The organism is Streptomyces sp. NBC_00354 (assembly GCF_036106915.1).
Classification (GTDB): domain Bacteria; phylum Actinomycetota; class Actinomycetes; order Streptomycetales; family Streptomycetaceae; genus Streptomyces.
Map to the genome: position 1 here is coordinate 7,681,957 of NZ_CP107983.1, position 23,876 is coordinate 7,705,832.

20 protein-coding genes and 1 pseudogene are annotated in these 23,876 nt (G+C 71.9%); 16 read left to right on the top strand and 5 right to left on the bottom strand.

What is annotated here, in order from left to right:
* Positions 1–209: 209 nt before the first annotated feature.
* The gene (locus OHT74_RS35215) at positions 210–596 is read left to right on the top strand and encodes a hypothetical protein (RefSeq protein ID WP_328622455.1); all 387 of its coding nucleotides are present in this window, start codon (positions 210–212) and stop codon (positions 594–596) included.
* A gap of 82 nt (positions 597–678) precedes the next feature.
* Here the strand turns inward: OHT74_RS35215 and OHT74_RS35220 are convergent, their stop codons facing one another.
* Entirely contained in the window at positions 679–1,500 is an 822-nt protein-coding gene (locus tag OHT74_RS35220) for a helix-turn-helix transcriptional regulator (protein ID WP_266673313.1), read from the bottom strand.
* 140 nt (positions 1,501–1,640) lie between these two features.
* On the opposite strand from OHT74_RS35220, the gene OHT74_RS35225 reads away from it, so the two are divergent.
* Together OHT74_RS35225 and OHT74_RS35230 are read left to right on the top strand one after the other, a co-directional pair.
* Positions 1,641–3,089, top strand: coding sequence for an MFS transporter (locus tag OHT74_RS35225; protein WP_328622456.1), 1,449 nt, complete (start codon positions 1,641–1,643; stop codon positions 3,087–3,089).
* A 121-nt stretch (positions 3,090–3,210) separates the two neighbouring features.
* Complete coding sequence (locus tag OHT74_RS35230) at positions 3,211–4,179, top strand: alpha/beta fold hydrolase (protein WP_266670362.1); 969 nt, start codon at positions 3,211–3,213, stop codon at positions 4,177–4,179.
* A gap of 28 nt (positions 4,180–4,207) precedes the next feature.
* Here OHT74_RS35230 and OHT74_RS35235 read toward each other — a convergent pair whose 3' ends face one another.
* Positions 4,208–4,534 carry a hypothetical protein gene (locus tag OHT74_RS35235; RefSeq protein ID WP_328622457.1) on the bottom strand — a complete coding sequence of 109 codons (327 nt, stop codon included), beginning with the start codon at positions 4,532–4,534 and terminating at the stop codon, positions 4,208–4,210.
* A gap of 574 nt (positions 4,535–5,108) precedes the next feature.
* Here OHT74_RS35235 and OHT74_RS35240 point away from each other — a divergent pair.
* The 7 genes from OHT74_RS35240 (at position 5,109) to OHT74_RS35270 (ending at position 13,649) form a co-directional block, all read left to right on the top strand.
* Positions 5,109–6,383, top strand: a complete 1,275-nt coding sequence (locus OHT74_RS35240; RefSeq protein ID WP_328622458.1) for a phenylacetate--CoA ligase family protein — start codon at positions 5,109–5,111, stop codon at positions 6,381–6,383.
* Complete coding sequence (locus OHT74_RS35245; protein WP_266670366.1) at positions 6,380–7,690, top strand: MFS transporter; 1,311 nt, start codon at positions 6,380–6,382, stop codon at positions 7,688–7,690. Before OHT74_RS35240 ends, OHT74_RS35245 begins: the two co-directional genes overlap by 4 nt.
* Entirely contained in the window at positions 7,687–8,823 is a 1,137-nt protein-coding gene (locus OHT74_RS35250) for a GNAT family N-acetyltransferase (RefSeq protein ID WP_328622459.1), read from the top strand. Before OHT74_RS35245 ends, OHT74_RS35250 begins: the two co-directional genes overlap by 4 nt.
* Positions 8,820–10,001 (top strand): LuxE/PaaK family acyltransferase, encoded by a 1,182-nt coding sequence (locus OHT74_RS35255; protein WP_266670374.1) that lies wholly within the window; start codon positions 8,820–8,822, stop codon positions 9,999–10,001. Before OHT74_RS35250 ends, OHT74_RS35255 begins: the two co-directional genes overlap by 4 nt.
* Complete coding sequence (locus OHT74_RS35260; protein WP_328622460.1) at positions 9,998–12,514, top strand: aldehyde dehydrogenase family protein; 2,517 nt, start codon at positions 9,998–10,000, stop codon at positions 12,512–12,514. The genes OHT74_RS35255 and OHT74_RS35260 overlap by 4 nt, the downstream gene beginning before the upstream one ends.
* Before the next feature lie 200 nt (positions 12,515–12,714).
* Positions 12,715–13,089 (top strand): hypothetical protein, encoded by a 375-nt coding sequence (locus tag OHT74_RS35265; RefSeq protein WP_266670378.1) that lies wholly within the window; start codon positions 12,715–12,717, stop codon positions 13,087–13,089.
* Between the two features lie 194 nt (positions 13,090–13,283).
* Positions 13,284–13,649 carry an ArsR/SmtB family transcription factor gene (locus OHT74_RS35270; protein WP_266670380.1) on the top strand — a complete coding sequence of 122 codons (366 nt, stop codon included), beginning with the start codon at positions 13,284–13,286 and terminating at the stop codon, positions 13,647–13,649.
* Between the two features lie 9 nt (positions 13,650–13,658).
* Here the strand turns inward: OHT74_RS35270 and OHT74_RS35275 are convergent, their stop codons facing one another.
* Both OHT74_RS35275 and OHT74_RS35280 read right to left on the bottom strand, forming a co-directional pair.
* Positions 13,659–14,645, bottom strand: coding sequence for an NAD-dependent epimerase/dehydratase family protein (locus OHT74_RS35275; RefSeq protein ID WP_328622461.1), 987 nt, complete (start codon positions 14,643–14,645; stop codon positions 13,659–13,661).
* A gap of 351 nt (positions 14,646–14,996) precedes the next feature.
* Positions 14,997–15,332 (bottom strand): hypothetical protein, encoded by a 336-nt coding sequence (locus OHT74_RS35280; protein ID WP_328622462.1) that lies wholly within the window; start codon positions 15,330–15,332, stop codon positions 14,997–14,999.
* 164 nt (positions 15,333–15,496) lie between these two features.
* Here OHT74_RS35280 and OHT74_RS35285 point away from each other — a divergent pair, with 164 nt between their 5' ends.
* From OHT74_RS35285 to OHT74_RS35310, 6 genes and pseudogenes are all read left to right on the top strand, one after another.
* Positions 15,497–15,775 carry a hypothetical protein gene (locus OHT74_RS35285; RefSeq protein ID WP_328622463.1) on the top strand — a complete coding sequence of 93 codons (279 nt, stop codon included), beginning with the start codon at positions 15,497–15,499 and terminating at the stop codon, positions 15,773–15,775.
* Positions 15,776–15,862: 87 nt separating this feature from the next.
* A pseudogene (locus tag OHT74_RS35290) lies at positions 15,863–16,372 on the top strand (hypothetical protein); the annotation flags it as partial.
* 51 nt (positions 16,373–16,423) lie between these two features.
* A complete protein-coding gene (locus OHT74_RS35295) occupies positions 16,424–17,803 on the top strand; it encodes a hypothetical protein (protein ID WP_328623458.1) in 1,380 nt (459 codons plus the stop codon).
* A complete protein-coding gene (locus OHT74_RS35300; RefSeq protein ID WP_328622464.1) occupies positions 17,800–19,251 on the top strand; it encodes a vWA domain-containing protein in 1,452 nt (483 codons plus the stop codon). The genes OHT74_RS35295 and OHT74_RS35300 overlap by 4 nt, the downstream gene beginning before the upstream one ends.
* A gap of 32 nt (positions 19,252–19,283) precedes the next feature.
* Entirely contained in the window at positions 19,284–20,396 is a 1,113-nt protein-coding gene (locus tag OHT74_RS35305) for an ATP-binding protein (protein WP_328622465.1), read from the top strand.
* The gene (locus OHT74_RS35310; RefSeq protein WP_328622466.1) at positions 20,393–23,194 is read left to right on the top strand and encodes a hypothetical protein; all 2,802 of its coding nucleotides are present in this window, start codon (positions 20,393–20,395) and stop codon (positions 23,192–23,194) included. The genes OHT74_RS35305 and OHT74_RS35310 overlap by 4 nt, the downstream gene beginning before the upstream one ends.
* Before the next feature lie 96 nt (positions 23,195–23,290).
* Here OHT74_RS35310 and OHT74_RS35315 read toward each other — a convergent pair whose 3' ends face one another.
* On the bottom strand, positions 23,291–23,830 hold the full coding sequence (locus OHT74_RS35315) for a hypothetical protein (protein WP_323139619.1): 540 nt from the start codon (positions 23,828–23,830) through the stop codon (positions 23,291–23,293).
* Between the last annotated feature and the right edge of the window lie 46 nt (positions 23,831–23,876).

The following is a 23,876-nucleotide window of genomic DNA, read 5'->3' on the forward strand; positions in this document are numbered from 1 at the left end:
ATGGCTCACGCGCTCGCGATGCGCGAGAGGGAGGAGCGAGGGGGTATCGGGGAGGGGCGGCATCCCGTCGCGGAGGCCGACGGGCCGGTCCGGGGGGCGCAGGGGTGAAGACGTACCCATCATGACAGGTCAGAGGGTGTTTTCGTAGGACCAAGGGCACAGTCGATTGCCCTTGTTTGGGCACCTGTGCGGCTTTGAGAATCACCGTCATGAATCACTCGGCGAACATCAATCACGACGCAGTCCTCCGAGCCCGGGTGGCCCTTCTGGGATCGGCGAAGCCGCCGGTCCGTGAGCGGGTCGCGGCCTACCGCGTCCTGGTCCAGGTGAGCCCCCTGGCCTATCTGCCCCTGCTGTCCGCCGCACTGTGGAAGTACAGCCGTTACGAGTTCGCGCACCGGCCGGACATCGCGCTGGCCCTGCGCGCCGAGTCGGTCGCCGCCGCGCGGCGCATGTACGCGATGGAACCGGGACGGGCCGATCTCCTCGTCACCGCACTGACCCACTACCGGGAGCAGCTGATCCTCATGGACCGGCAGGAAGAACTCCGCGGGGTGGAGGAAGAGATCGCCCGCATGGTGTCCGACGGGCGTTAGCCGACCGTCGCGGGCACCCGGACCGGGTGTGGCCGGTTCGGGTGCCCGCGCCCGGAGCCGCCGCCCGGGCGGCTCGGTGGGGTCAGCCGGCGATCGGGTACATGGACCCCCGGCGGCCCTCCGCCGAGGTCAGCCACTCCAGCTTCTCCGCCGTGTCGGTGGACGGCAGCGGGGTGTGCAGCACGATCGACAGGTCGGGCCGGGCCGGTACGCGCAGCTGGGTCGATTCGACGAACAGCGTCCCCACGACCGGGTGCTCGATCTCCTTCTGCATCTGGCCGCCGGGCCGGATGTCCCGCTGGTCCCACAGCTCGGAGAACTCCGGGCTGACCTCCCGCGCCTCCTCGACGACCGCCCGGAACCCCTCGTCCTGCGGCCACTCCGAGCACGCCGCCCGGTACTGGGCGACCACGTTGCAGGCGATCTCCTCCCAGTGCCTCGAACGGGCCCTGTAGATGGGGTCGGTGAAGAACGCGATCAGACAGTTCTGCACGATCTCCGGGCGCATGCCGAGCACCAGCGCCGCCGCGTCGTTGTAGAGCACCGTGTTCCAGTACGCGTCCATGATGTGCGCGGGGAACGGCATCCACGCGTCGATCAGCCGCTTCAGCCCCTGGCACATGTCCCGGTCGGCCGGCGCCACCTCGAGGGCCGGCGGGTTGAGCCCCGCCAGCACGTACAGGTGCCGGCGCTCGGCGCTGGTCATCTTGAGGACCCGGCCGACCGAGTCGAGGACCTGTGGCGACACCGTGATGTCGCGGCCCTGCTCCAACCACTGGTACCAGGACACCCCGACCCCGGCGAGCACGGCGACCTCCTCCCGGCGCAGGCCCGGGGTGCGGCGGCGGGCCCCGCCGTCCGGCAGACCCGCCTGCGTGGGGGTGATGCGCGCCCGTCTGCTCATCAGGAACTCGCGCAGTTCGGAACGGCGGTGCTTGTCGATCGGTGTAGCCACTAACTCCCCCTGTCAGCTGCCTGGTGGTGCCACCAACAGGATAAGTTCCCACTCTCCACGGGCATTCCCGGGCCGCGAGGGTAGTGGCCATGGCGATCGACACTCATACGACGACGGCACCCACAACAACCACCACCACCGGCCCCGGGGCAGCAGCCCCCGCCCCCGGGAACGAACGGCTCACGGGCCGGGCCAAGCTGGTCCTCTTCGTGCTCTGCGCCGCCCAGTTCATGGTGGCCCTCGACTTCTCCGTACTGAACGTGGCCCTGCCCGCCCTCGGCAAGGACCTGGGCCTGAGCCGGTCGGCCCTCCAGTGGGCGGTCACCGCCTTCGCGCTGCCCTCCGGCGGTTTCCTCCTCCTCTTCGGCCGGATCGCCGACCTCTACGGACGCAAGAAGCTGTTCCTGATCGGCCTCACGCTCTTCGGTACGGCCTCGCTGCTGGCCACCCTGGCCTGGGACCCGGCGTCGTTCCTGGCCGGGCGCGCCCTGCAGGGCCTCGGCGCGGCGGTCATCGTGCCGACCGGCATGTCCCTGCTGACCACCACGTTCCCCGAGGGCCCGCTGCGTGACAAGGCGGTCGGCATCTCCGGCACCCTGCTGTCCCTCGGCTTCACCATCGGCATGGTCCTCGGCGGCGTCATGACCGACACCCTCGGCTGGCGCTCCACGATGGCGCTGCTCGCGGTCACCGCGGTGATCGTGCTCGCCCTCGCCCCCGGTCTGCTGCCCGAGTCGCGGACCCCCGACCGGCCGCGCCTGGACGTACCGGGCGCCATCACCGTCACCGGCGGCCTGCTCGCACTGATCTACTCCCTGTCCACGGCGGCCCAGCGCGGCTTCGGCGGTGCGGACGTCTGGGGCACGCTGCTCGCCGGCCTGGCCCTGCTCGTCGCCTTCGCCGTGGTGGAGTCGAAGAGCCCGGCCCCGTTGGTCTCGCTGCCGATGCTGAAGCGGCGCACGATCGCCTGGGGGAACGCCGGCGGCCTGGTGACCTTCTCGATGATGTCGACGGTCATCTTCGTGCTGACCCTGTACTTCCAGGAGACGCTCGAGCTGTCGTCGTTCCGGACCGGTCTGATCTTCGGCGTCCAGGGCGTCGCATCGGCCGTCGCCGGCTCGTACGCCCCGAAGGTCATCGGCCGCTTCGGTGCCCGGCGCACGCTCGTCGGCTCGCTGCTCGGCCAGGGGCTCCTGACCGCGGCCCTGCTCGCCGTGGGCGCCGAGTCGGGCGCGCTGGTGGCGACCGTCGCCGTCTCGGTGGCCAGCATGTTCCACCTCGGCGCGATCATCTCGTACGGGCTGACCGTGACGAGCGGCGTGCCCGACGAGGAGCAGGGCCTGGCGACCGGCCTGGTCACCACGACGCAGCAGGTCGGCCTCACCATCGGGATCCCGCTGCTCGGTGTCCTGGCCACCACGCAGGCCTCGCTCTTCGACGGGGTGCGCACGGTCCTGGCGATCGACGCGGCGATCGTGCTCGCGGCGGCGGTCCTGGTGGGCCTCGGCCTGGGCGGCGGCCGTACGAAGAAGGCGTGATCGGTGGCGGGGACCTCGTGCGCGGCGATCCCGCCGGTCCGGCCGGTGGCGCCGGATGATCGGGCCGGACGTCCGGCCCGGACACGGGGGCGGGCGCGCACACGAGGAAACGGGAGAACCGATGCGACAGCGGATTCCGCTCCTGACCGCCGCCCTGGTCGCCACGGCACTGGCCGTGGCGCCCGGCTGCGGCAGCCCGTCCGCCCTTCGCGGCGCCCCGGCCGCGTCCCCTTCGACGCCGGGCGCGGCCCCTCGGGACTTCTCCGGCCGGGTCGACGTGGGCGGCGGCCGAACGCTCCATCTGAGCTGCAAGGGGGCCGGCAGCCCCACGGTCGTCCTGGAGTCCGGGCTGCACGATGCGTCCGACACGTGGAACTTCACCGAGACCCGGCCGCCCGTCCCGAAGTCACCCGCGGTGTTCCCGGGTGTCGCCGCCTTCGCCCGGGTGTGTGAGTACGACCGCCCCGGAACCATCCGCTACGCGAACCCTCCGGCACTCACCACCCGCAGCACACCGGTGACCGGGACCCGCTCCCTCGCCGCCATGGCCGGGGACCTCGACAAGGTGCTGACGGCGGCTCACGTGCCGGGTCCCTACCTGCTCGTCGGCCACTCCTTCGGCGCAATGATCACCCGGCTGTACGCCCAGCAGCATCCGGAGAAGACCGCCGGCCTCGTCTTCGTCGACGCGTTCGGCACGAACATGCAGCCGTTCTTCGCCGCGCAGTGGCCCGCGTACCTGAAGCTGCTCAACAACCCCGGTACGCCCTTCGACGCGGATCCGCGGTTCGAGAAGGTCGACATCGACGGCGCGGTCGAAGCGGTGAAGGCGGCGAAGCCCCTGCCGAGGGTCCCGATGGCCGTGCTCAGCAAGACGGAGCCGTTCGCGGCCCCCGCTGGGAGCCCGAAGGCCGTCCTGGCGCCGCTCGAGCGCGCCTGGCCCGAGGTCCAGCAGGCCCTGGTGGAGCTGGGGAACCAGACCCCGCACCTCCTGGCCACCGGAAGCGACCACTACGTACAGGTGCACGACCCCGATCTGACGATCAGCGCCATCCGCCTCGTTGCGGGCCGGGCCCTCGCCGGACGGTGACCGCCCGGCTGCCGGTCATGGCCTGGCCTCAGGCCCGCCTCCACCGGGGTGGGTTCGCGGGGGAGACGGGCTCCGGTACGGGTTCCGGGCCGCGCAGGTGAAGGTCGCGGACCGTGGCCGCGGTCTCGCGTTCGAAGTGCTCCCAGGAGACCAGCCGGCGCCAGGCCGGATCCGGGCGCCCCGGCACGGTGGCCCCGCGCGCCGCCCACTCCCGGGCGAGCTGCTCGAACAGCGGGGCGGCCGCGGCCGCGTGGGCCGGCGGCCGGGGAGTGGGGACGTACAGGGGGCGGCCGCCGTCATCCGGAGCCGCCCGGTGTCGCGCCGTGGTGGCGAGCGTGGAGCGCGTCGTCGTCATGCCTGCGCAAACGATTCGCTGGGCGGCGGGGACACGGACGGCCGGATGCCGGGGTCAGACTTTACGTCGGGCCTGACGACTCCGATTCCGGACAGCCGGCCGACACGCCGGGGCCCCTTCGGTGAATGTCTCAATTTCCTTGCTGTGCACGGGAGTTCGGGGCAATTGGGCTGTCGTTCATTATGGCCGGACCGTGCCTTCGGCAATGCCGAGGCTTTCCTTCGAAAAGAACCCTGGATTTCCGGACATTGTGATGGCCGGGCCCGGGAGATGTCTGCGCTGGTGGGCGATGCCACAGTTGCCTCCCCGTTTCCCGGCCCCGGCACGGTTTCGGCCCCGCAGGCCAGAAGTCTGCCGTTCTTGGCCGAGGCCGCCCTCGATCGATTTGGCGGTGCGTTCCTCTTGTCTCATCATGTGAACAGACATCAGGTTGCGGCTGCGCTCGCCAACTCTGCGCAACATACGCATTGTTGACTGATCAACGGGTGAGTGTGGTGTGAGTTCCGCCACGCCGCCCCGACGCGTCGCCCGTCTCCCGCCAATTTCAACTTTCATCTTCCGAGGTAAAGGCAGCATGCCCGTCCAGCAGTTTTCAGACCTCGTGCGTTTCGCCCGTGACCGTTCTCCTTTCTACGCAGACCTCTACGCGGACCTGCCGCCGCACGTGAGCCGGATCACCGACGTTCCCGTCGTGGACCAGGACAGGTTCTGGGCCGCCAACACCCTGCACGGGAACCGTGTCCTGACCGCCCCCCTCGGGGAAGCCGTCGTGTTCAAGACGGGCGGCACCACGGGGACGCCGCGGTTCTCCTGCTACACCCGCGAGGAATGGCAGGAGTTCGTCAGCGCCTTCGGCGCCGGGATGGTCGACGCCGGCCTGCGGCCCGGGCACAGAGTCGCCGACCTCTTCTACGCCGGTGAGCTCTACGCCAGCTTCCTGTTCATCCTGGACTCGCTCGCGCACGCCCCCGTCGCCAACGTCCGGCTGCCCATAGGCGGCGGCGCCCCGCTCGAATCCACGGTCACCACGCTCGAGGACTTCGCCGCCCACGTCGTCGCCGGCACGCCGACCACGCTGTGCCGCCTCGCCGAGCACCTGACCTCAGTCGGCCGCCAACTGCCCGGCGTCGAGCTCTTGTTCTTCGGCGGCGAAGCCCTCTTCGCCGACCAGCGCCGGCTCCTCTCGGCCGCCTTTCCCAACGCCACGCCCCGCTCGCTCGGCTACGCCAGCGTCGACGGCGGCCTTCTCGGCCGCCCGGTACCCGGCACGGACGACGACCCGCGCACGCACCGCCCGTTCGCCCCGCACACCGTCGTCGAGATCCTCGACGAGACGACCGGCGAGCCGATCCGCGAGCCGGGCCGGCCCGGCCGGGTCGTCGTCACACAGCTCTTCCGCCGCCTCATGCCCGTCATCCGCTACCCCGCCGGCGACCGCGCGGAGTGGATCGACACCGAGGGCGGCGCCTTCCGCATCCTCGGCCGAGCCGAGGAAGGCGTACGCGTCGGCCCCGTCTCGCTGTACTGGCAGGACGCCACGAACGCCGTCGCCGAGGCCGACACCGAGGGCAGGGTCACGGGCATGCAGCTCGTCGTCCGCCGCTGGGAGGGCCGCGACGGCCTCGTCCTGCGCCTGGCCACGGCCCCCGGCCAGGACCCGGCCGGCCTGGAGGTCTTCGCCAAGGAGGTCGTCACCGGGCTGAACACCGCCCGGCCGCTCTACCCCGACAGCGTCGCGGCGGGATTCGTCCACCCGCTCCGTGTCGAGTGGGCCCGCCACCGCGACCTGGTGGTCAACTCCCGCTCCGGCAAGCTCGTCCGCGTGATCGACGAGAGGCCGACCGCATGACCGCCCCGGCATCCGAGGCCGCCCGACGGCGGCTCCCCCTCGTCCTGCGCAACCGCGCCTTCGGGACCGTATGGCTGGGCCAGGTGCTCACCCAGGCCGGCGTCCGCATGTTCCAGGTGGGCATCTCCTGGTGGCTCATCGGCTACGCCACTTCCGGTGACGGCGGGTTCGCGGCCGGGCTGTTCATGGCCGTCAGCACGCTGCCCGCAGTGGTCCTCGCCCCGCTCGTCGCCCGCGCCATCGCCCGCTTCGCCCACCGCTCGCTGCTGCGCACCGCGGCCGGCGGCGCCGGAGCGGCCGCTGCCGCGCTGGCCGTCTGGGCCTGCGCGAGCGACCTGCCGGTCCCCGCGGCCTACGCGGCGGCCCTGGCCCTGGCGACCTGCCAGGCCTTCTTCGACCCGTGCCTGACCACCTCCGTGCCCGAGCTCGTGGACGACGCGGACATCGAGGCCGCGACCGGCTTCGAGCTGTCCACCCAGTCGCTGGCGAGCCTCGGCGGAGCCCTCCTCGGCGCCCTCGTCGTGGACGCGGCCGGGGTGGCCGGCCTCGCCGTGGGCTGCGCCGCCGCCTACGCCACGGCCGCCCTGCTCATCGCGACCGTACGGTTCCGCACCGCCGACGCCGGTACCGAGCCGCACGCTGCGCATGCCGACGGCGAGGAGGCGCCACCGCGTCGGACACTGCGCCAGATCCTCGGCGCCATGCCGTACGTGCGCGGCATCCTGCTCTGCTTCACCGCGGCCAACCTCTTCACCACGGCCGTCTTCGTCGTCATGCCGCTGTACACCGCCTCCGTACTGCACGGCGACGGCGGCACCGTCGCCCTCCTGGAGGCGTCGCTCGGCGCGGGCACGCTCATCGGCTCCTTCACGGGCGCACGGGTACCCGGCCGGCCCGCCGTGGTCGGCACCGCGTGCCTCGCCGCGATGGCCGCCGCCCTCGCCGTCCCCGGCCTGATCGCCGCACGGCCCGTCATCGCAGGCGCCCTGCTGGTGACCGGCTGGTGCGTCGGGGTGATCGGGGTCCGCTTCGTGGCCCTGTTCCAGCGGCTGGTTCCGGCCGCCGACAAGCCCGCGTTCTTCGCCGTCATGCAGGCCGTCCTCGGCGCGACCTTCCCGGTCGCCTCGCTGCTGTTCGGCGTCCTCGGCGACCACCTCTCCGCCCAGACGCTGTGCCTGATCCAGGCGGCCGGACTCGTGCCCGCCGCCGTGGCCCTGGCACTGCTGCCCGGGCACGCCGTGGGCGCCACGGCCCCCGCCGCGCCGGAGCCTGCGCCCGCGCCGACCCCCGCAGGAGGCGCGCGATGACCGCCGTGATCGAGCAGGCCACCCCGGCCGACATAGCCGATCTCCGCCAGCTCTACTACGCCGTCTACGGACCGCACTACCCGACCGCCCTCGGCACCGACCCCGCCGAGATGTCCCGGCTCATCCGGGACCCGCACACTCTCTGGCTCGTCGCCCGCTGCCCCCGTACCGGCGCCCTCGCCGGATCGGCCGCGGTCCACAGCGAACCCGGCAGCCGCGTCGGCCGCCTCGAAGGGCTCGCCGTCCACCCCGACCAGCGCGGATCCGGGCTCGCCGGGCAGCTGACCGAGGCCGTGTGCGCCGGCACGCTCGATGCCGGGACGCTGGACTCGGTGTACGCCACCGTCCGTACGGTCAGCGCCGGCCCCCAACGCGTCGTGGCCCGCAACGGCTTCCGCCCCCTGGGCATCCTGCCCAACGCCGTGGAACTCAGCAGCCGCGAGAGCCTCGCACTCTACGCGCGTCACTCGCCCGGAGTGCTGGACCGCCGGGTGCCCGTCGCCGAGGTGCCCGCCTCCCTGGCGCCGCTCCTGCGCACCGTCGGGACGAGCCTCGGCATCAGCTACGCGGACGCCCGGCCCACGCCGCCTCAGCCCGCACCCGCCGGGCCGGCCGCGCGGCCGCTGGAGATGATCGAGGCGCCGGCCTTCGTCCGCCGCCGCTTCCACGAGCACTTCCCCGACACCGGCCGCTGGTTCTACCCGCTGCACACCCCCAACATCCTCCTCACCCCCGACGACGGCGGATTCGAGGTGTACGCCTACCTCAACCGCACCGGCGGCTACTGCGCCCTGGTCACCGCCCACCCGGACCCGGCGGCCGCCGCCGGCTGGCTGGAGCCGGTCACCCGGACCCTGACCCGCGCCGGCGCCGGCTACGTGGAGGCGCTCGTACCCCTGGAACACCACGCCGCGCTCTCGGCGTTCGCCGCCCAGGGCTTCATCGCCGGGGCGCTGTACCCGGCCATGCGCCGGGACGGCGACGGCTTCCACGACTACGTCGTGATGTCCCGGACCACCGAGCACATCGACTTCCGCGGCGTGGTCGTCGACCCGCCGCTCCAGCCCTTCCTCGATTCCTATGTGTCGGCCTGGGCTTCGACCCATCTGCCCGTACGTGAGGTTGCTTCATGACCCCTTCCACGCCCCCTTCCACGGCCCCCTCGAAACCCCATCTCGCCCCCGTCGACGTCCCCGACGCCGCGGCCCTCGGCCGGGTCCAGCAGCTCTGCGACCTGACCGAGCCCTACACCTCCGGTCCCGCCGAGGAAGAGCTGTTCGCCGCAGCCATGGCGGAGATCAACACCTGGCACCGCGACCGGTCCCCGTTCTTCCGCAGCCTGTACGACGGGGAGCGCCCGGACACCCCGTACGAGGCGCCCCTGGTGCACGCGAACTTCTTCAAGCGCCACGAGGTCCTGTCCATACCCGAGGACGAGGTCCACCTCCACCTGACCTCCTCCGGGACCACCGGACAGAAGTCGCAGATGTTCTTCGACGAGTGGACCATCCGGTCCGCCCAGCGCATGGTCGCCCGCATCTTCGACCACAACGGCTGGATCACCCCCGACCAGCCGGTCAACTACCTGCTCTACAGCTACGAGCCCGCCCGCGACCTCAACCTGGGCACCTCGTTCACCGACAACTACCTGTGCGACTTCGCCCCGGCCCGGCAGGTCGAGTACGCCCTGCGCGCCACCGGCAACGGCCACGAGTTCGACCCCTTCGGCTGCGTCGCCGCGCTGCGCCGCTTCGCCGAGGACGACGTGCCCGTCCGCATCCTCGGCTTCCCCGCCTTCCTCTGGTTCACGCTGGAGCGGATGCGCGCCATGGGCCTGGAGCCGCTGAAGCTCCCGGAAGGGTCCCTGATCATCCTCGGCGGAGGCTGGAAGGGCCACACCGACCGGCAGATCGGCAAGCACGAGCTGTACGCCCGCGTCACCGAGCAGCTGGGCGTCCCCTCCGAGAGGATCCGCGACACCTTCGGGTCGGTCGAGCACTGCATCCCGTACATCGAGTGCGCGCAGCACAACCTCCACGCACCCGTCTGGTCCCGCGTCTTCATCCGCTCCACCCGCACCCTCGAACCCCTCCCGTACGGCGAGCGCGGCTACCTGCACCTGGTGTCCCCGTACATCACCTCCGTACCGGCACAGAGCGTGGTCATGGGCGACCTCGCCTCGCTCCACCCGGGGGAGGAGTGCGGCTGCGAGCTGACCACCCCGTGGTTCACGATCCACGGCCGGGCCGGCGTCAGCCGCAACCGCAGCTGTGCCGTGGCCGCCGCCGAACTGATGAAGGGAATGTCATGACCGACACCACCAACCACCACTACTGGCAGGGCACCTTCATCGGGGATGACGAGGCCGCCCGCCGCCTGGCCACCCTGCCCACTGCCGTCGAGGCCGCACTCGGCGCACCGCTGGACACCGAGACCGTGCTCGCCGCCTGCGATGCCCTCTCCCGCGCCCTGCGTGACCCCGGCCACCGCGTACGGGAGCGGCTCGCCCCGCATCTGCCCGAGGGCGAAGACGCGGACCGGGAGGAACTCCTGGCCGAACTCGCCGACTTCCTCGGCCGCAGTTCGCTCACCCGCAAGCTCCGGCGCGAGCTGGGCAGCGCCGCCCCGCAGCGGCTGAACCGCCCCGACGCCAAGGAGACGGTGTACGAGGCCTGGGCGCCCGTCGGCATGGTCGCCCACATAGCCCCCGGCAACGCCGCCACCGTCGCCCCGCTGAGCCTGATCGAGGGGCTCCTCGCCGGGAACGTCAACGTCCTCAAGACCAGCAGCTCCGACACCTTCCTGGCCCAGCACCTCCTCGCCGAACTCGCCGCGCAGGACCCGACCGGCGCCCTCGCCGAGCGCATCATCGTGCTGCGCTTCCCCTCCTCCCGCCAGGAGTGGCTCCGCCTGATGTGCGCCCCCGCCGACGCCGTCGCGGTCTGGGGCGGCGAGTCCGCCGTCGAAGGCGTCGCCGCCCATGTCCCGGCCGGCTGCCGTCTGGTGGAGTGGGGGCACAAGATCTCCTTCGCCTACCTCACGCAGGACGCATGGGCGGACGAGGCGACGCTGACGGCTCTGGCCCGGGACATCTGCGTCTTCGAGCAGCAGGCCTGCTCCAGCCCCCAGGTCGTCTACCTCGACACCGAGACCGGGAACACCGAGGCGCTGCACGCGTTCGCCGAGCGCCTCGGTGCGGCCCTGGACGCGCAGCCGGCGCCCGCCGCGGCCGACCTCGATCCGGCCGAGTACGCGGAGCTGACCACCACCGAGCACCTCGCCCGCCTCGAGGAGCACCTGGGCCTCACCCGCGTACTCGCCGCCCCCGACGGCACGTGGCGTGTCATGGCCGACAGCCGACCGGCCCTCACCGCCTCACCGCTGCACCGCAGCGTCTGGGTCAAGCCGCTGCCCCGCAAGAGCCTCATCGCGACGCTGCGTCCCATGCGCCGCTACCTCCAGACGGCGGGCATCGCGGGCAGCCGCACCGACATCGCCGAGCTCTCGGCCCTGGTCCTGGCCGCCGGGGCCACCCGGGTCACCCCCGTCGGCGCCATGACCGCGGGCTACGCCGGGGAACCGCACGACGGGGTCTACGCCCTCCAGCGCTACAGCCGGCGCGTCGCCGTCCAGGCCGACGAGCGCTTCGCCGCCACCGCCTGCCTCGACGACCTCGCCCGCCCGGCCGCCTTCCCGCCGGCCACCGGGCCGCTGCTGGACAAGGCCGCCGTCCAGGACCTCAACCGCGGGGTCGACCGGAGCGACGCCGAGCTGTACTTCCGCAGCGGAGGCAGCACGGGTACGCCCGCCCTGTCGCTGTTCACGTACGAGGACTACGACACGCAGATGCACGCCGCCGCCCGCGGCCTGCTCGCCGCCGGCTACGACCCGGCCCGCGACCGTACGGCGAACCTCTTCTACTGCGGCGGCATGTACGGCGGGTTCATCAGCTTCTTCTCCATCCTCGAGCGCCTGGGCGGCGTCCAGATGCCGATGGCCGCGGGCTCCGACCACCGGGCCACCGCGGAGATGATCGCCGCGTACGAGGTGGACACGCTGTTCGGCATGCCCTCGTATCTCTGGCAGCTCCTGCACGAGGAGGCCGACCTGCTGCGCTCGTACGGAGGCCTGCGCAAGATCTACTACGGTGGCGAGCACTTCACCGACGAGCAGCGCAGGACGCTGCGCGAGACGTACGGCATCGAGGTCATCCACTCCATCACCTACGGCAGCACCGACCTCGGCCCGCTCGGCTACCAGTGCACGCAGAGCAGCGGCAGTGTCCACCACCTCCATGCCGACCTGCACACCCTGGAGATCGTCGACGTCGACGAGGACCGGCCGGTGGCGCCGGGGGAGACCGGCCGGCTCGTGTTCACCACGCGTGCCCGCCGGGGCCAGCACCTCGACCGGTACGTCATCGGCGACCTCGGGCGCGCCCTGCCCGGCCGCTGCCCCTGCGGAAGCCACGCCCCGCGCTTCGAACTGCTGGGCCGGCTGGGCGAGGTGATGCGGGTGGCGACGTACTTCCTCAACTACCGCCGTTTCCTGGCCATCGCGCAGGAGCAGCTGCGCTACGGCGGTGAGCTCCAGGCCGTCCTGACCGCCGGGGCCGTCCGTGAGGGCCTCACCCTGCGGATGGAGAGCGCCCACGCCCCGGACCCGGACCGGGCGCGCGAGGCCTTCCTGGCCGGGTACCCCGAGGTGGGGTCGGCGGTGGCGGAGAAGCTGCTCGACTTCACGGTCGAGGTGGTGGACGGCGCGGCCCTGTCCCGTACGGCGACGAGCGGGAAGCTCCTCGCCGTGGTGGACCGCCGGCGGTAGCACAGGCTGCACGGCCGTGCGTGCCGTGCGTGCCGTGCGTGCCGTGCGGATCTTAGACGGGGGAGGAGGTGTTTTCCGTCAAATCCCCCGTTCTCCTCACACTGCCGCGCACGCTCAGTAGCGTCGGTCTCACAAGACAGGTCCCGCGTGCAGCGGAAGCGGCGCGGGGCGTGGACGGAGAGAAGAAGGAGCGGGCGCCGATGGCGAACGTGGAAGTCTCCCTGAAGGAGACGATGACCTCGATCGAGGGCACCCTGGGGGTCGCACTGGTCGACTACACCAGCGGGATGGCACTGGGAACGCTCGGTGGCGGCAAGGATCTCGACCTGGCGGTCGCTGCCGCAGGCAACACCGACGTGATCCGGGCCAAGGTCCGCGCCATGGAAATGCTGGGCCTGAAGGACGAGATCGAGGACCTGCTGATCACGCTGGGGAACCAGTACCACTTGATCCGGCTGCTCAAGGGCCGGGGCGGCAACGGACTGTTCCTCTACGTCGTGCTGAACAAGTCCAACTCGAATCTGGCGATGGCCCGGCACCAGCTCAAGCGCATCGAATCCGAGCTGGAGTTGTAGCCCCCGCTTTCCCGGGCCCACGCATGCCCACGGATTGAAGAACTCTTCAATCCGGCACATCCGAAAATGGTCAAGCAAGGGCGCGCGTGGGCCCAACGGGCGGAATGATGGGTGCGGCGGCCGGTCGGCCGGTCGGATCACAGACCCTGCGGCCGCAGGCACGGGTCCAAGCAACGACGGGAGCGTTCGTGGGCATGCAGGTACCCCTGTACCAGGCGAAAGCCGAGTTCTTCCGCATGCTCGGACACCCTGTCCGGATCCGCGTTCTGGAGCTCCTGCAGAGCGGTCCGATGCCCGTACGCGAACTCCTCGCCGAGATCGACATCGAGCCGTCCAACCTGTCCCAGCAACTCGCGGTCCTGCGCCGTTCCGGAATCGTCATCTCGACGCGCGACGGCGCGACCGTCAACTATGCGCTTGCCGGTGGTGACGTCGCCGAACTCCTGCGCGCGGCCCGCCGTATCCTCACCGAACTCCTGGCCGGCCAGAGCGAACTCCTTGCCGAACTGCGGCAAGTGGAACCCCGGACCGGCCCTGCAGGGTCCGTTCCCGGCCGCTGACCGGTCCCGTCAGCCGAGAGCGTCGAGGAGTTTGCGCTCGCGCCCGGCGCTGAGGCCGGCGCGCCGTTCCCGGTGCAGCCCCTGCTCGCGTTCCCAGGCAAGCGTGTCGGCCAGCAGCTCCGCCCGGGGCCGGTGCCGCAGTCCCGCGGCGCGCGCCGCGGACCCGTCCCGGGCCGACCACCCTTCCCAGCCCGCCTCGACCAGCCACATCGGCAGCGACTCGGCCCCCATGTACTCGGCCACGCCGTTGGCCAGCAGCCACGCCGAGTCGGCGGTGACCACCGGACCGGTGTGCCCGCCCGTCGTACGGGACAGCTCGATCCACTCCCGGAACGGCACGACCGGACCGACGGCGTTGTACGTCCCGGTGCTCCCGTTCTCCGTGGCGTCGAGCAGCCAGGCCGCGAGGTCCCGTACGTCGACCGCCTGCGTCGGTGCAGCCGGTTCATCGGGAACCAGCATCGGCCCGTGGGGATCGCGCGCGGCGCGGGCCACCCAATAACCGGAGCGTCCGCTGTGATCCCCCGGGCCGCCGATGAGGCCCGCGCGTGCGATGAGGAGGCGCTCGCCCAGGGCGGCCACCGACGCCTGCTCGCAGGCCGCCTTGGCCTCGCCGTACAGCGCGCGGTCGACCTCGCTCCGGTCCGTCGGAGGCAGGAGCGGCGCCGACTCGTCCGCCCCCGGCTCGGCGTGGGAGGCGTAGGCGCTCACCGAGGACACGTAGGTCCAGTGCCGGGCCCGGCCGCCCAGCGCGTCGAGCGCCCCACGGACGAAGCCCGGCTGCCACGACACCTCGACGACCGCGTCCCATACGCGGTCGAGCAGGGGCTCGTACGCCGAAGGGTCGCGGCGATCGGCGGCCACCAGCCGTGCCCCGTCGGCGACTTCGCCGCTTTCGCCGCGGGCGAGGCACGTCACGCGATGGCCGCGCCCGATCGCCTGCCGCGACAGCTCCCGGCCGACCCATGCAGTACCGCCCAGAACCAACATCTCCATGCCGACACCCAAGCATCGGTAACCTCGAACATCCAGGCGGATTCGCTGACGGCGGACCGCCACCCGTGTCGGGTCCGCGTGTGCGGCGGCGGGAGTCGCTGGCCCGAACGGGTGAGTTCTCCCTAGGGAGTGTCGTCAAAGTGGCGTCGGCCGCCCGGAAGGGCGGGGCTGGCGGGGTCTGGTGCGTGCGATCGCAAGGCGGAGGAGGGAAGCGACGCGGTGGGGGCACCTCCCAGCGGTAGCTGGGGGACGTCGTTGACCGACGACAACGCGGCGAGCGTGCGTGCCAGACCCCGCCAGCCTGGGGGCACCTCCCAGCGGTAGCTGGGGGAGGGACTTTGACGACACGACCTAGCTGCTGGTGACCGGGATGTTGATGCCGAGGTTCCGGAGCAGCACCCACTCGACCTTCTCCCCGATGGGGAACTCGCCCGCGACTTCGGTGTCGGTGACGACCGGGAGGACCGTGCCCGTGGGGTCCTGTTCCACCAGGTTGAGGTGGAGAACCTCGGGCGTCGCCACGATCGGCGGGCTGGCGAGCATCAGCGCGAGCCGGAAGCCGGAAGAGGGGCAGGCTGCCACACCCTTCACCCTGACCGTGCGTCTGCCGTCGCTCGTCCGGTATTCCGTGGCCTTGAAGTGCTCGGTCTTGTACTCGCACGAAGGCCCGCCGGCCGGTTCAGCCATGTTCACTCCTCTGGGACGGGGTGCTGCCCCGGAGGCCGGTGTTCGGCGCCGGCCCGTATCGGTAACACCCACACGGCATCACCCTCGGCGCTCCCGCCGGGCCGCGCAACTCCGGCACCCCGGGATACCGGCCGGCCGGCCCGTCGGTGACTAGCCTGGGCTGCATGAACTCCTCCGCCGCGCCCGGCCCCGCCGCCGCCCCCGACCGGTACACCGTCGTCCTGCGCCCGGGGCTCGCCGAGCCTGGGGGCTCCCCGCGCCGTGGCGTGCTGCGTACCGCCCTGGTCGAGGCCACCGGTGAATTCGGCGCCTCCGGCTATCCGCGGTACGCCGGCGAGGGCGTACAGGCCGACATCGACCCGGAGACCCGGACCGTCGAAGCGGTGACGCTCGACGGCGCGGAACTCCCGTACGGCTGGGTTGCCCAGGTCGCAGACGCCTGAGCCCGTGACCGGGGCATTGTCAGTGCTCCCGCCTATGTTCAGCAGTGTCCCGCCGATCGGCGCGGAACTCCCCTTGCTGCATAGGAGATGGGTGCGTTGTCAGACTGGGAGAGGTCGAGCACGGCCCGGGTGGTACCACCCGCGCGGCCACGCAAGCTCGCCAAGGTCCCGTTCGTCGAGCTGGCCGACGGGCGCTTGCAGGGCGTGGTGTCCAGCGGTTCGGACATGGAGCGCGTCTACGTCTCGTCGGTCGCGGCCGGTACCCATGCGTTCGCCTGCAGCACCAACAACAACCGGCCCTGCGGCGGCGCGCGGGGCTCGTTCTGCAACCACATCAAGGCCCTGATCACCGAGGCCGTGCTCCAGTACGGCGCCCCGCGCGTCGCCCGCTACCTGCGGGTCGAGGCCGCGGACGGTGAGCCGACGGCACTGGGCATCGCCGCCGACATGAGCAGCACCCGTCCTCCGCAGGGGGACAACCAGGCCGCCGCGCCCGTCTTCAGCCGGTTCCTGCGCCACCTGGCCTACCTGGAACTCGCCCCGACCGCCGCACCGTTGCCGGAGATGCAGTGGTTCCCGCCGACCAGGGCGGTGGCGGTGGGGGTGCCCCCGCGCGAGCTCGGTCCGAGCGCGGGGGAGCGTACCGGCCTGCTCGCCGAAACCATCGCCGGGCTCGACGAGGCCCTCGCGGCCGTCGACGCCTTCGACGGGGCTCTCGTCGCCGGTCTGCTCCGTCCACGTCCCGCCCAGGCCGCCGGGCTGACCGAGCTCGCCCAGGCCGTCGCGGGGACGCCGCTGGCCGCCAGGGTCGCCGAAGCGGCCGAGAAGGCGGCGGCCGGAGCCGCCGGCGAAGACCACTTCGTAGCCCTGGCCGCCGCCCGCACCGCGCTGCTCGGCTCCGTCCACGACGCGCTGACGACCCGCGTCGACGAGGTGACCGGCCGGGCGCACCGCGAGGAGACCGCCCCGGCGTCCGGCGGGCAGCAGGCGCCGAACCTGCTCGCCGCCGCCCGCTCCTGGCTCTCCGATCTCGCCCGCGCCGGCTGGCAGGGCATCGACCACGACCTGGTCTCCGCGTCGGCGCCCGTAGTCTCCGCGATGCTTCCCGACCCGGTGCTGCGCCGCCTGGCGACGCTCCTCGACGGGTTCGCCGCCGAACTCGCCGCCTCCTGCCCGGGCGTGTCCCTGGACCGCATCCCCGCACGCCGCTGGGCCGACCTGTGGTCGCGCGCCCTGCTGCTGACGCTGCCCGGCGCGGCCGGCGTACCCGCCACCGGCACGGCCACCGGCCGGCTCCTGCCTCTCGGGATCGACCTGCACGAGCACGCGACCGCCGTACAGGCCCAGGTCCATGCGGTGTTCGAGCCTGCGGACGGCTCCGTCCCCCGACTGGTGCGGGCCGGCGTATCGGTGCCGAAGCCCGACACGGTCGTCGAGGCCGGCCTCTGGCAGCTGCTCCGCCCGCACATGTCGCTGCTGGCAGCCGCCGGCGAAGGCCGCTCGATGGACCTCGCCGACATGCCGATCACCGCTGAGGGCGACCTGATCTGGAGCGAGGCGTACGCGCGCCCGGGCGAGCCCGCCGACGCCTTCGCCACCGCCCGCGTGGCCCTGCCGGCTGCGGCCGCTGCGGCGACGGCACCGCTGGACCGGCACCCGGCGCGGATCGCCGTACCCGTCTTCCTGGAGGGTTACGCCACCCGGAAGGAGGACGACGGCGCACTGACGTGGACCACCGCCGGCGGCGACCTTGCCGTCGACACGGACCGGATACCGACCGCCGGACCCCTCACCCCGGAAGCCGTTGCGGCGTCGGGCGCGTGCATCGGCCTGCTCCGCTGGGACGCCGGGACGTTCACCGTCCAGCCGCTCGCCGTCGAAACCACCGTACGGAAGAAGGCGGTCGCGGTGCATGCCGGGGCATGGGCGGACGGCACGGCCGACAAGGCCGGCGTGAAGGCCGAGAAGGCCGCCACCGACGCCGCGGCGGTGCTGCGCGAGCGAGCGGGAAGGCTGCTGCGGAAATGACCGGACAGGAAACCGAGGCGCTCCCCGCCCCCGAAGACAACCGCCGGCAGGTCCTGTACTGGCGGCTCCTCGCCCGGCTGTTCGACCAGGAGGAGCAGGCGACGCTGGAGTCGGCGAGCCTGGCCGTGGTCGAGGACATCGGCCTGCCGGCCTCCCTGCTGGACCCGCAGGTGTCCGTGGATTCGATCGTGCAGCGCCACCCGGAGCTGGCCGCCGAGTTCGAGGGCCTCATGGTGCCGCCCGAGACCGAGGCCGAGGCCGAGACCGAGACCGAGACCGAGGCCGCGTCCGAGAGCGCCGGTGACGACGGACGTGACCGCGCCGCCGAAGTACGGCGCGCTGCGCTGGTGTCGAAGGTGCTGCTCAACGTCTTCGCCTCCGCCTCCGGCACGGTCACCGCGGGGCAGCTGTCGCGCTGGCAGTCCGACGCGGCATGGCTGGAGCGCTCCTTCGGCTGCAAGCCGGGTGAGCTGCGCGGCGGCCGGGCCGGGGGAGCCGGCGCCGGCCCGACCGGCTCCGGAGGCGGCGGTACGACCCCCGACCTCAGCCGGCTGATCCCGGCGATCGGCCCGGAACTCGGTGCCATCGAGGCCGACCTGGTCAAGCGGATGCACCTGCGCGAAGTGCTCGCCGACCCCCAGCTCGCCGCACAGCTGACCCCGAGCATGTCCCTGATCGAGCAGCTGCTGCGCGACAAGAACAACCTGTCCGGCGTGGCCCTGGCCAACGCCAAGGCCCTGATCCGCCGCTTCGTCGACGAGGTGGCCGAGGTGCTGCGCACCCAGGTGGAGAAGTCCACCGTCGGAGCCCTGGACCGGTCGGTGCCGCCCAAGCGGGTGTTCCGCAACCTGGACCTCGACCGGACGATCTGGAAGAACCTCACCAACTGGAGCCCGGAGGAGGAGCGGCTGTACGTCGACCGCCTCTACTACCGGCACACCGCGCGCAAGACGACGCCGCAGCGGCTGATCGTGGTCGTCGACCAGTCCGGCTCGATGGTGGACTCGATGGTCAACTGCACCATCCTGGCCTCGATCTTCGCGGGACTCCCGAAGGTGGACGTCCACCTGATCGCGTACGACACCCAGGCGCTCGACCTCACGCCCTGGGTGCACGACCCCTTCGAGACCCTGCTGCGGACCAACCTCGGCGGCGGCACCGACGGCACCGTCGCGATGGCGCTGGCCCAGCCGAAGATCGCCGAGCCCCGCAACACCGTCGTGGTGTGGATCTCGGACTTCTACGAATGGCGGACCGAGCCGCTCTTCGAGAGCATGGCCGCCATCCACCGCTCGGGCGCCAAGTTCATCCCCGTCGGCTCGGTGACCAGCTCCGGCCGCGGCAGCGTCAACCCGTGGTTCCGGGAGCGCTTCAAGGACCTCGGCACGCCGGTGCTCTCCGGCCACATCCGCAAGCTCGTCCATGAACTCAAGACGTTCCTCGCTTAATACCCCCTTCATGCGCTGAGAAAGGCCCTGACATGTCCGACCTGTTGCGTGCCCCTGCCGAGATCAAGTACGCCGAGGAGCTGGCCTGGCTCGAGTCCGTCGATGACGGCCCGAAGCCCTTCTCCTGGCGCCTCTCCCCGAAGATGGTCCGCCTGTTCATCCTGGGATCCGAGCGCTCCGACGGCCTCGACCGGGAGATCTCCCAGAAGTGGTACGGCGACCGCAGTTTCGTCGAGCGTTCCATCGTCACCCTGGCCTCCGACCGCGGCCTGCTGCTGATCGGCGACCCCGGCACCGGCAAGAGCTGGCTGGCAGAGCTGCTGTCCGCCGCGATCTGCCGCAACTCCACGCTGGTGGTGCAGGGTACGGCCGGCACCACCGAGGACCACATCAAGTACTCCTGGAACGTGTCCATGGTGATCGCCAAGGGCCAGTCGCGGGAGTCGATGATCCCTTCGCCGATCATGACGGCCATGGAGTCCGGCGCGATCGGACGCTTCGAGGAGCTCACCCGCTCCACCAGCGACGTCCAGGACGCGCTGATCTCGATCCTGTCGGAGAAGTACATCTCGGTCCCCGAACTGGACAGCGAGAACATCGTTTTCGCCAAGCCCGGCTTCTCCGTCATCGCCACGGCCAACAGCCGTGACCGTGGCGTCAACGACCTGTCCTCCGCACTGAAGCGCCGCTTCAACTTCGTCCGCATCCCCGTGGTGACGAACAAGAAGAGCGAGGAGGAGATCGTCCGCTTCCGCACCGAGGAACTGCTGCGCCGCCACCAGATCGAGCTGGACGTGCCCCCGACCCTGCTCGACGTGCTGTTGCAGAGCTTCACCGATCTGCGTGCCTCGGCGGCCGCCGCAGGCAGCGAGGACGAGAAGCTGGAGTCGGCGCTGTCGACCGCCGAGCAGATCGGCGTCCTCGAGGACGCGATCCTGCACAGCAACTTCTTCGGTGAGCGCACCCTGACCGCCCAGACGCTGGCCTCCTCCCTCGTCGGATCGCTGGCGCGGCGCGAGCCGGAGGACCTGGCCATCCTCAACAAGTACCTGCACGGCGTCGTCGAGCCGCGCAGCAAGGAAGAGGGCGGCTCCTGGCCGGAGTTCCTGGAGGGCGGCCGCAACGCGATCGCCACCCTGTCATGAGTCCCGTTCAGGAGGGGACGACGTTCGACGCGCTGCGCACCCAGCTGCAGGAGGCCGCCACGGCCTTCGCCGACGGCCCCGACGCGCTGGAGGGCATCCTCCTCGGCATCGTCGACGACGTCGACCGCGCGGTACGCGAACCGCTGGAGGTCTTCCCCGTCTGTCACCACTCGCCGGCCTCGGCCGTCGCGATGGCGCGGCGGCTGCGGGAGAAGCAGCCGAAAGTCGTCTACCTGGAGCTGTGCGAGGACATGGCGCCGCTCCTGACCGAGCTGCGCAACTGCCGGCTCCCGGTGGCGGTGCAGGCGTTCGCGAGCGAGGTCGACGGCTTCCCCGCCGAATGGGCGCCGCTGTCGGTCGTCGCACCGATCACCGAGGCGTCGGCCGAGTACCAGGCGATCGCGTATGCACTGGACACGCCGGGCGTCGAGCTGGTCCTCGTCGACCGCTCCTCGGACCACGTGTTCCAGTGGCAGGCGGCCGGGGCGCAGTCCGCGGCCGAGCCGATCGATCCGGACGCGCCGCCGGCCGAGGAGGAGGCCGCGCTGCACGGCGATGCCGTCGGCGTGGAGATCGGCGACCTGCGCCCGCGCTTCGCCGAGCTGGAGGAGCACCTGCTGCACCACGGCCGCGTGCGGCACTGGTCGGAGTGGTGGCACCAGTACGTCGAACTGCCCCTCGGCGACAGCGACCACGACACGTACCGGCAGGTCATGCTGCTGATCGGCAGTCTGTTCCGGCGGCTCGCGCCCGGGGACCCGGGGCGGGTCCGCGTGGACGAGGACCGTGAGCGCTACATGTGGACCAGGATGCGCGCACACCTCGCTGCGACGGGCACCGATCCCGCGGACTGCCTCTACGTCTGCGGGGCGTTCCACGCGGCCAGCCGTGTCGCCGAGTTCGGCGTCGAAGGCACGGACACCTTCGAGATCAGCCCGCCCAGTGCGAGCACGTGGCAGTACGGACTCATCCCGTCCAGCCATGCCGCGATCGAGGCGCAGTTCGGCCTCGCCGCCGGCTCCGTGTCGATCGCCGCGACCCAGTGGGCGAAGAACCTCAAGCGGACGCGGTTGCAGCCGTTCCGGCTCGCGGGGCAGGCGGGTGCGAAGAAGGCGGCGAAGCCGCGGAAGACGGCCCCCGCCCCGGTGGCGCAGGATCCGGCTTCCGACACGGCCGCCGACATGCTCTCCGGATTCCTGCAGCGCCCGCCCGTACTCGACCGGCTGGACGAGGCCGAACTGCTCGGCTGGTCGGTGGAGATCGTGCGCGCCGCGCGCCGCAACGGCTACCTCGCCTCGACCGCCGACGCCATCGCGGTGTTCGAGACGTCGATCCTGCTGGCCGGGATGCGCGACCGGGCCAAGCCCACCCCGTACGACTTCCAGGACGCGGCGATCACCTGCATCGAGAAGGACAGGGTGCCGGGCCGGCGCGACGTACGCCGCCTCGTCGAGATCATGATGGGCGGCGACCGGATCGGCCAGGTCGGCTACGAGGCGCTGCCGCCGCTCGCGCGTGACGTGCACGACCGGCTCGCACCGCTGGGCCTGGCGCTCCAGCAGCGCGGTGTGCAGCGGGCCTTGCTGGACATGGCCTCCCGTCCCGAGCTGGAGAAGTGCTCCGATGTCCTGTGGATGCTGCGCCACCTGATGCCGCAGGGCTCGGCACGGCCGATCATGGGCGAGCGGCGGCTCGGGGAACGGCCGATCCAGGAGTCGTGGGACCTCGCCCTGGGCACCCACCAGCGGGCGCTCATCGAGCTCGGCTACGAGGGCGTCAGCATCGAGCAGGTCCTGGAGCAGCGCCTCCGGCGCACCGCGTACGGGCCGCAGGCGACCACGGCGACGGTCCTGCAGGCCGTCGAGGACGCGACGCTGTATCTGCGCAGCCGCCGCCTCGCCGACGAACTGGGCACGCGAGCGCTGGAGGTCCTGGCGACCGAGCGCAGCGTCGACGGCGCGCCGGAGGTGCTGCGGCGGGTGCGGAGGCTGCTGGGCTACTACCGGACCAGCGAACCGGTGCTGCCGGCGTGGATCGAGTCGTTCGTCAAGACCGGCTACGCGCACTACTGCACCCTGCTGCCGACGGCTTTCACCGACGAGGACGCGACGGTCCGCCAGGTCGCCGCGATGCTGGGCTTCCTGTTCAGCATGGAGAGCCTGGCGCTGTCGCTGGGCTGCGACCGGACCCAGCTGGAGCTGGCCTTCGCGCAGTCGCATCCGCAGGAGCCGTCGAAGGTGGCGCTGCTGTGGGCGGCGCAGGTGCACCTCGGGCAGCTCTCCCGTACGGAGCTGCGGGCGCGGTGCGACGGTCTGCTGGGCAACCCCCTGGTGGTGCCCGCCTATCCGCGCTACCTGAGCGGATTCCTGCAGGCGCTGGAGCCGGTGCCGCAGTTGGCCGACTTCGTGGTGGAGGCGGTGTCGAACGCGTTCGCACGGCTGCCGGATCCGGTGCTGCTGCCGTGGCTGCCGACCCTGATCACCTCCATGCGCTCCGGTGGCGCGGAGCTGGCCCCGCTGCTGATCCGCGAGGCCGGCCGGATCTTCCCCGGCCGGCTCGCGGCACTGGACACCTGGGTCCCGCCGTGGCGGGACTCCCCGCAGGCACCCCCGCCGCCGACCCGCGCGAGGTCCGCCGCACTCCTCACCACCCACCCCGAGCCGTGCAACGCCCTGGCGGCCCTGCTGGGCTGCGACGCCCCCTGGACACCGCCGACCCCCACCCCCTCAGGCGCAACCCTGACCACCCACCACCCGACAACGGCCCTGGCCCTGGAGGCACTCCTGACCACCTCCTGACTCCCCGGTGGGGCGAAGCCGCCCCGGCTACGCCCCACCGGCGCCCGCACCGGAGCGGTTCGAGGTCGTGCGGGCGGTCGTCCCCAGGACCAGGCGTCAGCGGTAGTCGTCGGGGTGGCCCTGCATCCAGACGTTGATCTTGTCGCGGGTGCCGATCAGCAGGGTCTGGTGCTTCTTGAGGTTCTCGAAGGAGCGGTCCCCGGCGAGCTCCGCGTCGAGCTTCTTGATCAGGGCGATCGGCTCGGGGAAGTGGCCGGGGCCCTTCGGGTCGGCCTTCATCGCCGCGTCCATGCGGTGCAGTTCGTCGTAGACCCGTCCGAGGAAGTAGGCGCAATTCCCCGGGGTGCACGATTCCCCCAGGGTGGCCTGGAGTCCCGCGAAGGCGTCCCGTACCAGGCTCACCGGCTCGGAGCTCTGGGCCGACGGCGTACGGGACGCCGAGGACGAGCCCGGCGCCGAAGCGGTGGGCGCCGCGGGGCTCGATGCGCTCGGGGTCGCCGCGGGGGCGCTGCTCGGGGCGGACGAGCCGCCGGGCGACGCGCTGTCCTTCGGGCTCGCCCCGCAGGAGACGCTGAGCGCCGCCAGGGCCACGGCGACGATCGCCGCACCTCGCATCGTGGATATGGGTATGGCCATGACTTCCCCCGTGATCATTGAGTCGCCTGACTCTACTTGGCGACGG

Bases quoted from the DNA above. Each gene is read 5' to 3' on its own strand.
- OHT74_RS35215 (WP_328622455.1), top strand. From the start codon at position 210: ATGAATCACTCGGCGAACATCAATCACGACGCAGTCCTCCGAGCCCGG.
- OHT74_RS35220 (WP_266673313.1), bottom strand. From the start codon at position 1,500: ATGAGCAGACGGGCGCGCATCACCCCCACGCAGGCGGGTCTGCCGGAC.
- OHT74_RS35225 (WP_328622456.1), top strand. From the start codon at position 1,641: ATGGCGATCGACACTCATACGACGACGGCACCCACAACAACCACCACC.
- OHT74_RS35230 (WP_266670362.1), top strand. From the start codon at position 3,211: ATGCGACAGCGGATTCCGCTCCTGACCGCCGCCCTGGTCGCCACGGCA.
- OHT74_RS35235 (WP_328622457.1), bottom strand. From the start codon at position 4,534: ATGACGACGACGCGCTCCACGCTCGCCACCACGGCGCGACACCGGGCG.
- OHT74_RS35240 (WP_328622458.1), top strand. From the start codon at position 5,109: ATGCCCGTCCAGCAGTTTTCAGACCTCGTGCGTTTCGCCCGTGACCGT.
- OHT74_RS35245 (WP_266670366.1), top strand. From the start codon at position 6,380: ATGACCGCCCCGGCATCCGAGGCCGCCCGACGGCGGCTCCCCCTCGTC.
- OHT74_RS35250 (WP_328622459.1), top strand. From the start codon at position 7,687: ATGACCGCCGTGATCGAGCAGGCCACCCCGGCCGACATAGCCGATCTC.
- OHT74_RS35255 (WP_266670374.1), top strand. From the start codon at position 8,820: ATGACCCCTTCCACGCCCCCTTCCACGGCCCCCTCGAAACCCCATCTC.
- OHT74_RS35260 (WP_328622460.1), top strand. From the start codon at position 9,998: ATGACCGACACCACCAACCACCACTACTGGCAGGGCACCTTCATCGGG.
- OHT74_RS35265 (WP_266670378.1), top strand. From the start codon at position 12,715: ATGGCGAACGTGGAAGTCTCCCTGAAGGAGACGATGACCTCGATCGAG.
- OHT74_RS35270 (WP_266670380.1), top strand. From the start codon at position 13,284: ATGCAGGTACCCCTGTACCAGGCGAAAGCCGAGTTCTTCCGCATGCTC.
- OHT74_RS35275 (WP_328622461.1), bottom strand. From the start codon at position 14,645: ATGGAGATGTTGGTTCTGGGCGGTACTGCATGGGTCGGCCGGGAGCTG.
- OHT74_RS35280 (WP_328622462.1), bottom strand. From the start codon at position 15,332: ATGGCTGAACCGGCCGGCGGGCCTTCGTGCGAGTACAAGACCGAGCAC.
- OHT74_RS35285 (WP_328622463.1), top strand. From the start codon at position 15,497: ATGAACTCCTCCGCCGCGCCCGGCCCCGCCGCCGCCCCCGACCGGTAC.
- OHT74_RS35300 (WP_328622464.1), top strand. From the start codon at position 17,800: ATGACCGGACAGGAAACCGAGGCGCTCCCCGCCCCCGAAGACAACCGC.
- OHT74_RS35305 (WP_328622465.1), top strand. From the start codon at position 19,284: ATGTCCGACCTGTTGCGTGCCCCTGCCGAGATCAAGTACGCCGAGGAG.
- OHT74_RS35310 (WP_328622466.1), top strand. From the start codon at position 20,393: ATGAGTCCCGTTCAGGAGGGGACGACGTTCGACGCGCTGCGCACCCAG.
- OHT74_RS35315 (WP_323139619.1), bottom strand. From the start codon at position 23,830: ATGGCCATACCCATATCCACGATGCGAGGTGCGGCGATCGTCGCCGTG.